Genomic DNA, 12,533 nt, shown 5'->3' with positions numbered 1-12,533 from the left:
GACACCTACGGAGCAATCGATTGGCTTTTAACCAGTTCGCGGGCACTCTCGATAATCTTTAGGACCTCAACGGCGTCCTCTGGGTTCACCGGGAGGGGCAGGGGAGACTCTGCTCCGCCGTCGAGGATCTTGTTCGCCAGCAGGCGGTAGAACTCCGGGTAGTTTCCGCGCTCGGTGGGAAGCCGGTCCAGGTGGCCGTCGCGGCCCAGGAGTCCGGCCCACTCGGGTGCCTCGACGCCGTACTCCGCGTCCAGGGGGCTCCCGCCGGCGGCGATGTACGGTTCCTGCGGGTCCACCCCATGCTTGGTGAAGCCGCCAATCGACCCCAGCACCCGGAAGCGCGGCCCCTGCTGCGCGCACAGCATGTTCATTGTCAGGTGGCTGACCACTCCGGAATTATGCTGCAGGGCCAGGAAGACGTCGTCCTCCGCCCGTTCGTCGGAACGCCGCGCCGTCAGCTCAGCATGCAGCACGGTGGCCGGACCAAAGAACTGCAGCGCCTGGTCGATCAGGTGGCTGCCGAGATCGAAGAGCGTTCCTCCCCCGTCGGCTGCGGTGGCCCTTGCTTTCCAGGCTTTGGCGATGGTGGGCGACCAGCGCTCAAACCGCGACTCGAACCTGGTCACCGTACCCAGGGCCTGGGCGGCCAGCAGCTTTTGCAGGGTGAGGAAGTCGCCGTCCCACCTGCGGTTGTGGAACACCGTCAGGACGCGGCCCCGCTGCCGGGCCAGGTCAACCAGTTCCTGTCCCTGCCCGCTGGTGACGGCGAACGGCTTGTCCACCACCACGTCCAGGCCCGCCTCCAGCGCAGCCTTGGCCAGGGGGTGATGGGTCAGTGGCGGCGTCGCCAGCACCACAAGGTCAAGGTCCGCTGCCCGCTCGAGGACGGCGGCCCCGTCGCGCACCACCTTCACCCCCGGGAGCCGGGATGAGGCAGCCGCCTGCCGCCCGGCGTCGGATGTTGCGATGACGTCAAGCGAGTAGCTGGCGTTGGTGGCCAACAGCGGCGCGTGAAACACGCTGCCGGCGAGTCCATAGCCGACGACGGCGGTGCGGATGGTGCGGGGTTCGCCTTCGGTACCGGTCATGGAAACTACGCTACCGCCGCTGCCGAAGGCACAAAGAAGAAAGCCGGCACCCCTAGTGCCCAGGGATGCCGGCTTCTACGTCAGGTGGCTAAGGCCGCCGAAGTGGTGGTTACTTCTTTTCCCAGCCGAGGGTGGTCCAGTCCGGAACCTGGGAAAGGCTCTGGAACAGGGACGGTCCGTAGTTGGCCAGGCCCTTGCGCACGAAGGAGATCTGCGGGCCGTTGAAGACCACGCCCATGGAGTAGTACTTGGCCATGTGCTCCTTCTCCACGTCCATCGCTGCCTTGTTGCGGGCGGCGTTGTCCTCGATGGAGGCGAGGTCGGCGATCTTCTTGTCCAGCTCGGCGTCGCCCAGCTTGTTCTCGTTGACCTTGGAGTCGTAGTACTGCTTGACCGCATCCGTGGCGTCAGCACCAACCGTGTAGCCGGAGATGCTCAAGTCGAATTCGCGGCTGCCCAGCACCTTTCCGAAGTCGGCGGAGGCGCGCTGGTCAATCCCCACGTCCATACCGCCGGCCTGGAGCTGCTTCTGCAGGGTCTGGGCCACAGCCAGGGTGGTGGGGTCGTCACCGAAGTTGCTGATCTTGAAGGCGGCGGGCTTGCCGTCCTTCTCCATGACGCCGTTGGCGTTGGCCGTGTAGCCGGCATCGGTGAGGACCTTCTTGGCGGCGTCCGGGCCGGTTTCCTTGACCGGGTAGTTGTCCTGGTAGTACTCGGAGAACGGCAGCAGCATCATGGAGCCGGAGCTCGGCTCTTCCCAGTTAAGGCCGTTGAAGCGGACCTTGCGGAGGGCTTCGCGGTCCACGGCGGCGAAGATCGCCTTGCGGACATTGACATCGGTGATGCGCTGGGCGTTCAGGTTCAGGCCACCGGCGAACAGCCGCTGGCCCCGGCGGATATCGGTATCCTTGGTGCCATCCACCTGCTTGTAGAGGGAGATGGTGTTGGCGTTCATGGCATCAATCTCGCCGTTCTTGAACGCGGCAATCTGGGCGCTGGTTTCCAACTGGCGGAAGGTCACGTTGGACAGGACGGGCTTCTGGCCCCACCACTTGTCGTTCGGCACCAGGGTGACGGTCTTGGCGGCGGTGTCGTACTGGTCCAGCTTGAAGGGGCCGGCCATCCACTCGGGGTGCAGGTTGCCGTTGTAGCCCTCGTTGAAGATCTCGGGGGTATTGACGGCGGGGTGGATGAGACCGAAGAAGAGCGAATCCACCGGGAAGACCGGGCGGCTGGTCTTGACGATGACTTCCTTGTCGTTGCTGCCCGCCTCAACCGAATCAACGAACTCGTAGGCGCCGGAGCTGACGATGTCGTAGCCGGCGTCAGGGCTCTTGAGGATGTTCCAGGTGTTTTTGAAGGCCTTGACGTCAATGGGGGTGCCGTCGTTGTAGGTGGCCTTGGGATTCACCTTGATGGTGATGGTTTGCTTGCCGTCCTTGACCTCACTGTCCACCGACTCGCAGAAATCCGTGTTCGGGGTGACCTTGCCCTTGAAGTCCACCTTCCAGCAGCCGCCGATGCCGCCGCTGTTCATTCCCACCGGGTTCATGGGCACCTGGAGCGCCGAGTTGTCCGCACTGTTGCCGTTGTTGGAGAACCCGTTGAAGTCGGGGCCGATGTTACCCAGCGGCAGGGTGACTTTGCCGCCCTGCTGAAGGTCCGCTGCCGGCTTCTCGTTGATGCTGATCAGTTTGGACAGGTCGCTGCCCGATTCCTGCCCCTTCGCGGTTTCGGGGCCGCCGGCACCGCCACCGCCGCCGCAGGCCGTCAGCGCCAGGGCCGCAGCAACTGCTGCAGCTCCGCCGATCCTGTTCAGTTTCCTCATGGTTTTCCCTTCATAGGTGCGAGTGGTGGAGCGTGTGGGTCGAGAAGTCTCAGGGTGCATGGTGGTCCGCGGGTTCATGGACCACCAACATGTCCTCATCCAGTTCCCCGTCCGGGAAGAAGCAGGCGAACCGCTGGTCCCTGGCGGATGCCGCAGCTTCCAGTGGTGGTTCGAGGGTGAGGCACTTTTCCTGCTTGGCCGGCGGCAGCGCCGCGAAGACAGGACAACGGGTGGCGAAGTTGCAGCCCTTGGGTGCCTGCAGCGGCGAGGGCAGGTCACCCTGGAGTATGATGCGTTCGCGGGTTCGTTCCAGGTGCGGGTCCGGCACGGGGATGGCGGAGAGCAGCGCCCGGGTATAGGGGTGGCGGGGGTTGTCGAACACCCGGTCCACGGCCCCGATCTCCACGATCTTGCCGAGGTACATGACGGCCACGCGGTTGGAGATGTGGCGCACTACGGAAAGGTCGTGCGCCACCAGCAGGTAGCTCAGGCCGAGTTCGGCGCGCAGGTGGTCCAGGAGGTTGATGACACCGGCCTGGACCGACACGTCCAGGGCCGACACCGGCTCGTCCAGGACCACCAGCTTGGGGTTCACGGCCAACGCGCGGGCGATCCCGATCCGCTGCCGCTGGCCGCCGGAGAACTGGTTGGGGAAGCGGTTGACGTGGTCCGGTTGCAGACCCACGAGCTTCATCAGCTCCATGATCCGTTTCCTGATGGCGGCGCGGTCCATGCCCGCGTTCTGCAGCGGCTCGGCAAGGACCTCGTAGACCGTGAACCGCGGATCCAGGGCACCGGTGGGGTCCTGGAACACCATCTGGAGTTCGCGGCGCATCTTGCCCTTGGTCTTAGCGTCCGCCGCCTGCTTGTTGCTCAGGCCGCCAATCACCACCTCGCCGTCCTGGTCCGGGTGGAACTCCATGATCTCCAGCAGCGTGGTGGTCTTTCCAGACCCCGATTCGCCCACGATGGAGAAGCACTCGCCTTCACGGATATCGAAGCTCAGGCCATCCACCGCCTTGACAGTGCCGATCCTGCGCTTGATCAGGGCGCCCCTGGTCAGCGGAAAGTGCTTCTTCACGTCCTTGAGTTGCAGCACGGTGGTCCGCTCTGCCCGGGGAATTGCGTCGAAGCGGGACACCGGCACGGGCGGGGCCGCGAACACATCGTGGACGTCCACATCCCCGCCCAGGGCGTCGGACTTGATGCAGGCGGCACGGTGCAGTCCCTGGCCGTCGACGGATTCCAGGGCGGGCTCGCCCTCCAGGCAGGCGTCGGAGGCCAGCGGGCAGCGGGGTGCGAACGAACAACCGGTAGGCGGCTGCAGGAGGTTCGGCGGCATGCCCGCGATGGGAACCAGCGAAGTCTTCTCAGCCATGTCTACGCGCGGGACGGCGCCGAGCAGGCCCAGGGTGTAGGGCATCCGGGGGTTGTAGTAGATATCGTCCACGGCGCCGGTCTCCACGGGCTTGCCCGCATACATGACCATGATGTCGTCCGCCATCCCGGCCACCACGCCCAGGTCGTGCGTGATCATGACGACGGCGGCTCCGGTCTCCTCCTGTGCTGTGTGCAGCACTTCGAGGACCTGCGCCTGGATGGTGACGTCCAGGGCCGTGGTGGGCTCGTCGGCGATCAGGACACGCGGGTTGTTGGCGATGGCGATGGCGATCATCACGCGCTGGCGCATGCCGCCGGAGAACTCGTGCGGGAAGGCTTTCAGCCGTTCCTTGGGGCTGGGAATGCCCACCATGGCCAGGAGTTCGACGGCGCGCGCCTCCTTGGCTTTGTTGCTCATGGTGGGGTGGTGGATGGTGAGCGCTTCGATGATCTGGGTGCCGACCGTGAAGACCGGCGTGAGGGAGGACAGCGGGTCCTGGAACACCATCGCCAGGTCGTTGCCGCGGTACTGGCACATGTCCTTGTCGCTGAGTCCCAGCAGTTCACGGCCCTTGAGCCGGACGGACCCGGAAACCTCTGCTGTTGGCGGGAGGAGTCCCATGATGGCCAGGGAGGTGACGGATTTGCCGGAGCCCGATTCACCCACGATCCCGAGTGTCTTTCCCGGCATCAGGTCAAAGTCGACGCCCCGGACCGCGTGGACCACGCCGTTCTCGGAATTGAAACGGACGTTGAGGTCGCGGACCGACAGGACCGCGTCCGTCGGGGCATGTAGCCCTGCCACGTGCAGGCGCTCGACGTCGGACCGTGCTGGCTGGGTGGCTCCGGTGGTGGTTTCGCTGCTCATGCCGTCTTCTTTTCCGCCGTGATTTTCCGGGCCCTGGCCTTCTTGGCCTTGCCGGTGGAACTGGAGCTGGGGTCAAAGGCGTCACGCAGGCCGTCGTTCATCATGGCCAGGGATCCGGTCAGCAGGAACATGACGGCGAGCGGAACCCAGAACATCCATGGGAAGGTCTGCACCTGCGAGGTTGCGGCGCCGATCAACACGCCGAGGCTCACATCCGGGACCTTGATGCCGATGCCGATGAAGGAGAAGGCCACCTCGGCAAGGATTGCGGCGGTGACGCCGCGGGTGATGTCCAGGATCAGCAGCGAGCCGATGTTCGGCACCAGGTGCCGCCAGACGATCCGGCGCGGCGGGACGCCCATGTACTGGGCCGCCTTGACGAAGTCCCGCTGCATCAACGACATGGACATGGAACGGATCAGGCGTGCGGTGCCCATCCAGCTGAACACCAGCAGGACGATGATGAGCAGCAGCCACGACGGCAGCTCGCGCTTAAGGCCTGCGCCTCCGCCGCTGGTGGCCACTGCCACCACCAGGAGCGCCGGCATCATGATCAGCGCTTCCAGGACGAACAGCATGACCTTGTCCACCTTGCCGCCGAAGTAGGCCATGGTGCAGCCGTAGACCGCGGCGATCAGGACCGAGACAAGTCCCACCACCAGGCCGATCAGGATGGAAATCCTGGTGCCCTCGACGGTCATGGCGTAGAGGTCGATGCCCGCCTGGGACGTGCCGAGGTAGTGGTCGGCTGACGGCGGCATCCCGATGCTGAAGGGGTCGATGGTCTCCTTGTCCCACTGGGTGAAGAACCCGCCGATGAACGAGAAAACCGTCAGGGCCAGGAAGATGGCCAGCCCCGCAACGGCCGTCTTGTTGCGCAGGAACCGGCGGAAGATGATGGTGTTTTTGCCGATGACGACGTCGGCATTGTCCAGGTGCGCGTCCTGCGCCACGGCTGCCGGGTCGACGGCGTTGAGGTTGGTCATGGCTACTGCACCCGCACTCTCGGGTCGACAAGCGTGGTGGCGAAGTCCGCCAGGATGGCGCCAATGGCGAAGATCACGGAGCCGTAGGCCAGGGTGGCCGTGGCGGCGTTGACGTCCTGCAGCGAAATCGCATCAATGCTCCAGGAACCGACGCCGGGCCAGGCGAAGATTTTTTCGGCGAAGAAACCGCCGGCGAAGATGGCCGGGATGGTGAAGGCGATGCTTTGGGCCACCGGAATGAAGGAGACGCGCAGCGCATGCCGCGCGATGGCCTGGTTCCGGCTCAGGCCCTTAGCCCGGGCGGTCCTGACGAAGTCGGCGTTGACGTTGTCCAGCAGGTATTGCCGCTGCGCGATCTGGTAGGCGCCCCAGCCCACCAGGGTGATGGCCACCGTGGGCACAACATAATGGGCCAGCAGGTCAACGAACTGGGGCCAGCCGGGCTCGACACCTGGAGTTGAGATGCCCGTGACAAAGAAGATGCGGTTCCCCGCTGATTCGTTGATGCTGATGGCGGCCAACTGCACAAGGAAGTAGGCGATGGGCGCGGGCACGATGTAGGCAAGGTAGCTGTAGGACGTGATGGCGCGGTCCTGGAACTTGTACTGCCGGGCCGCCGAATAGACGCCCAAGGCAACACCGATGACCAGGGTCAAAATGATCGACGCCAGGAAGAGCCGGGTGGAGATCCAGACGCGGTCCCCGAACTCGGCGTTGACGTAGGCACCGTTGGGGCTCCGGCCCCAGTCCCAGCGGGTGACGATGCCGGTCAGCCAGTCAACGTAGCGCTCCCATGGGCTGAGGTCCGGGTCCAGTCCCTTCAACCGCATGGAGTTGGCGACCTGTTCCGGGGTTGGCCGGGGGATCCGCTCCTGCTCGAGGAGTGCCGGCTTGAGTGAACTGACAGCCAGGAAATAACCGGCGGACGTGGTGAGGAAGATCATCACCACATAGGTGATGCCGCGCTTGGCGAGGTACTTGAGCATGTGCGCTGCTGGATCCTTCCGTCTTCCCCGGACAAGCACAGATTGTGCCGCCTCACCGGGTCCTGCACCAGCGGGTAGCTGGCTTCCCGCAGCCCTGGGGCCGGTCCTGGTGGACTATGTCGCGGGTCACATTCCAGAGGAAACTATCACAAGCCCCAACCCAAAAAGCTCGGTAATCCACGGAAATCGGGCGCGCCGTATCAGATCGTTATGAATAGTTCTGTGAAGTTTGTATGACTGGACGGGCGGAACCTCCAGCACGTAACCTACGCGGCTGTTACAACACGTGTCACAAGATCGCGCCACGAGACGGCAAGACGGTCACGTGTGACTCCGTGGTCGCGGATGAGGTGCAGGAGCCGTTCGGGGTCCAGGGTTGCGGTAAGGGAGCCGGCCATCAACCACGGCTCCGGCGACTGCACTCCGGCTTCACGCAGCAGCATTTCCACGTGCTGGTTCCAGAGGGCGACGGCCGGCACCTCGAACCGTCCCCGGGAGGCATGACCGGCCGCGAGGACCAGGTCCCCGAACTCCACCACGTAGGCAATCCGCTCGGTCCCGAAGGCAATGAGCCGCTCGAGGGGCGCAGCGCCCGGCCCCATGGGCGGCGGACCGAACAGGAAGCGGGCCTGGAAGGCGGTCTCGGAGTCATTCAACAGGGTCAGCATCAGTCCGGCCCTGCTCCCGAAGCGGCGGAAGACGGTGCCTTTGCCCACGCCTGCGTGCTCGGCCAGGCGGTCCATGGTGAGCGCGGCCGCTCCACCCTGCTCGATCAGTTCGCGGGCAGCCAGCAGGAGGCGCTCCCGGTTCCGGGCAGCATCGCTGCGCTCCGCGGCCGTAACCGGAGCCGTTTCCGGCCGCACTGGGATGGAACTCACAAAGACAGTGTAGCCAGAGGGAATAGAAACGGACCGCCGGTCCGTTTACTCTGTTGAAAGGCTCGAAGCCTGAAGTTCGACCGAAGGCGGCCTGCGGCCGCGCCCCCCAAACCAGGAGTTTCCATGACCAAGAGCACCGTACTGACCCTTGTCGGCAGCCTCCGCGCCGGATCCACGAACCAGAAGCTGGCGGAAGCCATCCAGCTCAACGCGCCGGAGCAGGTGGACGTGGTGATCCACGAAAGCCTGGGCAACATCCCGTTCTACAACGAGGACATCGACGTCGAAGGCCAGGTCCCGGCCGCGGCGGCAGCACTGCGTGCTGCCGCTGAAGAGGCTGACAGCGTCCTGCTGGTCACCCCCGAGTACAACGGCACCGTTCCCGCCACCCTGAAGAATGCCATCGACTGGCTGTCCCGCCCCTTCGGCGCCGGCGCCCTGGCAGGCAAGCCGACCGCCGTCGTCGGCACCGCTTTTGGCCAGTACGGCGGCGTGTGGGCCCAGGATGAGGCCCGCAAGGCCGCCGGCATCGCAGGCGCCAAGGTCCTGGAAGACGTCAAGCTTGCCGTCCCCGGCTCCATGGTGCGCTTCGCCGAGGTCCACCCCAAGGACGACGCCGAGGTAGTGGAGCAGATCAAGGGCATCTTCGACGCCCTGGCCGCATCCGCACCCGCAGCCTAGCCCGTCACGCACCCCGCAGTGTCCGGTACGCCCCGTGCGTCCCGGACACTGCCGCGTTTAAGGGCAGGCGCAGGCACCGTGACCAACTCTTGTCCCAACCGGTACCGTCCGGACATCCCCGGCGGGAAGACCGGCCTTAGCGTTAATCCACTGGAACTACCGGATCGGATTGCGGCCCCATGGCAGGAAAAAGACGCTGGGACAGCTGTGGGCGTGCCGCCATGGCTGCCGCCGGATGCCTGGCCCTGCTGCTCACCGCTTGCAGCGCCCCGCTCCCCCGCCCGGAGGGGCAATCCCCCGCTCCAGCGGGAAGCACCGGACCAAGTGCCGCCCCACTGGCCTTCCTTCCCGCCACAATTGCCGGCACTGAATCCGGACGCGGGGCGCCCGCGGCCTCGCCCGCCCCTGGCAGCGGCACCGAGGCTACGGCCCCGCCGGTCAGGGCCTACTTCGTGCTGATGGACGACGGCGGCAGGCACGGCGTCCGCTTTGGCTGCAACGACAGCCTGGTTGGCGCTGCCCTGGCCGGCGGCGCGGGGGACGACAGGCTTAAGGCAGCTGTCAACGCCATCCTGGGCGGTGGACAGCAGCCGGAAAATCTGTACAACGCGCTGGGCAGCTCCCGGCTAAGGTTCCTGTCCGGCAGCTTCGACGGCACCACTGTCACGGTCTACCTGGCAGGAACCCTCAACCCGGGCGGGACCTGCGACCTTCCCCGCATTGAGGCCCAGCTCACCCAGACGGCACTTGAAGCCGTCGGCGCCGTCAAAGCCGCCATCTACGTCAACGGCGAGACCTTGGCGGACTACCTGAAGTTGAAGTAGCGCGCCCCCCGGTGCCGAACCTCGCGCCGGTAAATCAGGGATAAACAGCTGTTGCTTTCGAAGCAACAGCGGGCTGTATCCTGACTCTGTGAGCCACGAGACACTTGACGCTGCGGCCGGCACGCTTCCGGCAGAGGCCATTGACGCCATCGAACGCGCCGCCACCTCGGCGCACCGGCATGAGGAACTCTTCTCCGAGCGTGCGGCAAACATCCGCCAGTCGGCCGTGCGCGACGTCTTCGACATCTCCATGCGGCCCGGCCTGGTGTCCCTGGCCGGTGGAAGCCCCTACCTGCAGTCGCTGCCGCTCGACCGCCTGGCAGCGACGGCCGCCAAGATCATCGCCGAGGACGGCCTCACAGCCCTGCAGTACGGCGCCGGGCAGGGAACCGCTGAACTGCGGGCCCAGATCTGCGAGGTGATGGCCACCGAAGGCATCCTCGATGCCAAACCGGAGAACGTGGTGATCACCGCCGGCTCCCAGTCCGCACAGGACGTGGCCACCAAGCTTTTCTGCAATCCCGGCGACGTGGTGCTGGTGGAGGACCCCACCTACGTGGGCGCGTTGAACACTTTTGAGGCGTACCAGGTCCAGGTGGAGACAGTGGAAATGGACCAGTACGGCCTGGTTCCGGAACTGCTGGAGGCCCGCATCGCAGCCCTGCAGCTGGCCGGGAGGAGCATCAAGTTCCTGTACACCATCCCCAACTTCAACAACCCCTCCGGCATCACCCTGGCCAAGGAACGCCGGCAGCAGGTGGTGGATATATGTCGCCGTGCCAATATCCTGGTGCTGGAGGACAACCCCTATGGCCTGCTCCGTTTCGAGGGGGAATCCCTGGCTCCCCTCCGGGCCGCCAACCCGGACGACGTGATCTACCTGGGCTCCTTTTCCAAGATCTTCGCTCCCGGCCTCCGCATCGGCTGGGCCCTGGTACCGGAGCACCTGCAGCGCCGCTATTACCTTGCCGCGGAGTCCGTGACGCTCTGCCCACCTGCCCTGAACCAGATGCTGGTCTCGGCCTATCTGCGCGGGTACGACTGGAAGGGGCAGATCGAGACCTACCGGGGGCTTTACGCCGAAAGGTGCCGGGCCATGCTGGCCGCCCTCAAGGAATTCATGCCGGCCGGAACATCCTGGACCAGTCCGCAGGGCGGCTTCTTCGTCTGGGTGACTTTGCCCGAAGGCGTCGATACCTACCCTCTGCTGCACAAGGCGATCGACGCCGGGGTGGTGTTTATCCCGGGAGCCGCCTTCACGCCGTCGGACGAGCCGTCCAACAAACTGAGGCTCGCCTTCAGCGCCGTGCCTCCCGACGCGATCGCCGAAGGAGTGCGCCGCCTGGCGCCGGTGCTGCAGGAAGCCATCGCCGCGCTGTAGCGTAAGCCACACGAAAGCCGTAAACCGAGCAAAGGAGCATGCATATGGGTGGAATCATCGTTGTAGGGGTTGACGGCAGTGAGACCGCAAAGAAGGCGGCCGAGTCGGCCAAGGGCCTGGCAGCAGCCATGGGCGCTTCGCTGCACGTCGTATCCGCCTTCGACAGCGACCGGACCGAGGTTTTCGGCAGCGGCAGCGACCGGTGGATCGTCTCCGATGCGGACGCTGCAGAGCAGGTGGCGCGCACTGTGGCGGAATCGCTGGGCCGCGACATCACCGTGACGTACTCGGCAGCACGCGGACGGCCCGCCGACGCCTTGATCAAGGAAGCGGTCCGAATGGACGCACAGATCATCGTGGTGGGAAACCGGCGCATGCACGGCATCGGCCGGGTACTTGGCAGCGTGGCCAACAGCGTGGCCCACAACGCACCGTGCGACGTCTACATCGCCAACACCTACGACGCCGACTAGGCCCTCCAGCCCCCGGGAGTAACCCGGGACACTCCCCGTGGTGGCGGACATCGCTGCGGGGGGTGTCCGTTCTCACCGCTGTATCACCGTTTCAGCTGGGGGCGCAACGATAAAATTGTAGAGGCCCCCAAAGGCGTGGACACTGACGATTCCACCCCCAGCGAAGGGCTCCTCCTTGATTACTCTGCAGCGCCGCCAGCTCGTTGGCCACGACATCCTCCTGGCCCGCCACGGCAACCACATCAGCTCCATGCGGGTGGACCGCGGCAACGACAGGGTGGTTGCGCTGCTGGACGACGGCAGCCTGGACAGCGCGCCCAACCTCATCACTCCCGGGCTTCAGCTTCCGCAGACCGTCCGCAGTGTCCTGCGCGAGGACTGGAAGCTGCTGAGCGCCTGGGCCGGCATGGCCGCCCTGATGGGCGTCAGCATGACCGGCGCTGCGGTCGCCCTGGGAGCCACTGCCGATCCGGCGGTCATTGACGCCCTGACTGCCTACAACGCGTACTAAAGCCCCGGCGCTGCGCGTGCTCCCCGGGGCTTCATCCCACCAGCCAGCCCCGCAACAGCCACCAGATTCCGGCCATCACCACGCCGCCGAAGAGCGAACCGGCCACCACCTGCGCCGGCGTGTGCGCCCTTAGGACCACCCTTGACCAGCTGACCGCCGGGACCAGGAGCAGCAGCGGCGCCCACGCCGGGCCCAGCATCAGCACGGATACGACGGCGGCACAGGACATCGCCGCGGCGTGGCCGCTCATTTTCCAAAACGGGCTGACCGCTGCCAGGACGGCGACTCCGCCCACCACCGCAAGGACCATGGCCACCACACTCGGCGGCGCGTCCACGGCGTTGAGCACCAGCAAGCCGACAGCGATGCAGGCCAGTGCCATCAGGAGCACGGGCGCACGCTGCTTCCGGTCGCTGACGTGGTGGTCCGTCACCTTCCCCATTCGGACCAGGACAAGCAGCACCACCAGCGGAAGCACGCACACAAAGACCGCCGCCAGTGCGCCGTACCCGATGGACCCGGGAAACCCCGCCTCCGCCAGCGGGCTGATCAGCAGCTGGAGGGAAACCACCACCGGTGGCTGGAAAACCTCAGTCAGCCATCTGGCGGTCCGGTTCTTGACCCGGATTGACCCGCCACTTACCGTCAC

The 12,533-nt window shown here is 65.6% G+C and carries 12 protein-coding genes; 5 read left to right on the top strand and 7 right to left on the bottom strand.

Features of this window, described 5'->3' with window-relative positions; all coding sequences use genetic code 11:
* Positions 1-5: 5 nt before the first annotated feature.
* The 6 genes from ACETK3_RS10955 to ACETK3_RS10930 form a co-directional block, all read right to left on the bottom strand.
* Positions 6-1,088, bottom strand: a complete 1,083-nt coding sequence (locus ACETK3_RS10955; RefSeq protein ID WP_236800249.1) for a Gfo/Idh/MocA family oxidoreductase — start codon at positions 1,086-1,088, stop codon at positions 6-8.
* Positions 1,089-1,197: 109 nt separating this feature from the next.
* Positions 1,198-2,916, bottom strand: a complete 1,719-nt coding sequence (locus ACETK3_RS10950; protein ID WP_236800250.1) for an ABC transporter family substrate-binding protein — start codon at positions 2,914-2,916, stop codon at positions 1,198-1,200.
* Positions 2,917-2,965: 49 nt separating this feature from the next.
* Positions 2,966-5,164, bottom strand: a complete 2,199-nt coding sequence (locus tag ACETK3_RS10945) for a dipeptide ABC transporter ATP-binding protein (RefSeq protein WP_373992883.1) — start codon at positions 5,162-5,164, stop codon at positions 2,966-2,968.
* The gene (locus ACETK3_RS10940; RefSeq protein WP_236800252.1) at positions 5,161-6,150 is read right to left on the bottom strand and encodes an ABC transporter permease; all 990 of its coding nucleotides are present in this window, start codon (positions 6,148-6,150) and stop codon (positions 5,161-5,163) included. The genes ACETK3_RS10945 and ACETK3_RS10940 overlap by 4 nt, the downstream gene beginning before the upstream one ends.
* Before the next feature lie 2 nt (positions 6,151-6,152).
* Positions 6,153-7,136, bottom strand: a complete 984-nt coding sequence (locus tag ACETK3_RS10935) for an ABC transporter permease (RefSeq protein WP_373992882.1) — start codon at positions 7,134-7,136, stop codon at positions 6,153-6,155.
* 266 nt (positions 7,137-7,402) lie between these two features.
* A complete protein-coding gene (locus tag ACETK3_RS10930; protein ID WP_373992881.1) occupies positions 7,403-8,014 on the bottom strand; it encodes a TetR/AcrR family transcriptional regulator in 612 nt (203 codons plus the stop codon).
* Positions 8,015-8,137: 123 nt separating this feature from the next.
* Between ACETK3_RS10930 and ACETK3_RS10925 the strand changes: the two genes are divergently transcribed.
* The 5 genes from ACETK3_RS10925 (at position 8,138) to ACETK3_RS10905 (ending at position 11,884) form a co-directional block, all read left to right on the top strand.
* Positions 8,138-8,695, top strand: coding sequence for an NAD(P)H-dependent oxidoreductase (locus tag ACETK3_RS10925; RefSeq protein WP_236820812.1), 558 nt, complete (start codon positions 8,138-8,140; stop codon positions 8,693-8,695).
* Positions 8,696-8,874: 179 nt separating this feature from the next.
* The gene (locus ACETK3_RS10920; protein WP_373992880.1) at positions 8,875-9,519 is read left to right on the top strand and encodes a hypothetical protein; all 645 of its coding nucleotides are present in this window, start codon (positions 8,875-8,877) and stop codon (positions 9,517-9,519) included.
* A gap of 88 nt (positions 9,520-9,607) precedes the next feature.
* Positions 9,608-10,900 carry a PLP-dependent aminotransferase family protein gene (locus tag ACETK3_RS10915; protein WP_236800257.1) on the top strand — a complete coding sequence of 431 codons (1,293 nt, stop codon included), beginning with the start codon at positions 9,608-9,610 and terminating at the stop codon, positions 10,898-10,900.
* 44 nt (positions 10,901-10,944) lie between these two features.
* The gene (locus ACETK3_RS10910; RefSeq protein ID WP_236800258.1) at positions 10,945-11,373 is read left to right on the top strand and encodes a universal stress protein; all 429 of its coding nucleotides are present in this window, start codon (positions 10,945-10,947) and stop codon (positions 11,371-11,373) included.
* 175 nt (positions 11,374-11,548) lie between these two features.
* Positions 11,549-11,884 (top strand): hypothetical protein, encoded by a 336-nt coding sequence (locus ACETK3_RS10905; protein ID WP_306968198.1) that lies wholly within the window; start codon positions 11,549-11,551, stop codon positions 11,882-11,884.
* Positions 11,885-11,915: 31 nt separating this feature from the next.
* Here the strand turns inward: ACETK3_RS10905 and ACETK3_RS10900 are convergent, their stop codons facing one another.
* Positions 11,916-12,533: a phosphatase PAP2 family protein gene (locus tag ACETK3_RS10900; RefSeq protein WP_236800260.1), complete on the bottom strand. Its 618-nt coding sequence runs from the start codon at positions 12,531-12,533 to the stop codon at positions 11,916-11,918.

The organism is Arthrobacter sp. E44 (genome assembly GCF_041877125.1).
In the GTDB taxonomy this organism is placed as follows: Bacteria; Actinomycetota; Actinomycetes; order Actinomycetales; family Micrococcaceae; genus Arthrobacter.
This window is presented reverse-complemented; position numbering and strand designations above follow the sequence as displayed.

Coding starts and splice junctions, on each gene's coding strand:
- ACETK3_RS10955 (WP_236800249.1), bottom strand. CDS start 1,088: ATGACCGGTACCGAAGGCGAACCCCGCACCATCCGCACCGCCGTCGTC.
- ACETK3_RS10950 (WP_236800250.1), bottom strand. CDS start 2,916: ATGAGGAAACTGAACAGGATCGGCGGAGCTGCAGCAGTTGCTGCGGCC.
- ACETK3_RS10945 (WP_373992883.1), bottom strand. CDS start 5,164: ATGAGCAGCGAAACCACCACCGGAGCCACCCAGCCAGCACGGTCCGAC.
- ACETK3_RS10940 (WP_236800252.1), bottom strand. CDS start 6,150: ATGACCAACCTCAACGCCGTCGACCCGGCAGCCGTGGCGCAGGACGCG.
- ACETK3_RS10935 (WP_373992882.1), bottom strand. CDS start 7,136: ATGCTCAAGTACCTCGCCAAGCGCGGCATCACCTATGTGGTGATGATC.
- ACETK3_RS10925 (WP_236820812.1), top strand. CDS start 8,138: ATGACCAAGAGCACCGTACTGACCCTTGTCGGCAGCCTCCGCGCCGGA.
- ACETK3_RS10920 (WP_373992880.1), top strand. CDS start 8,875: ATGGCAGGAAAAAGACGCTGGGACAGCTGTGGGCGTGCCGCCATGGCT.
- ACETK3_RS10910 (WP_236800258.1), top strand. CDS start 10,945: ATGGGTGGAATCATCGTTGTAGGGGTTGACGGCAGTGAGACCGCAAAG.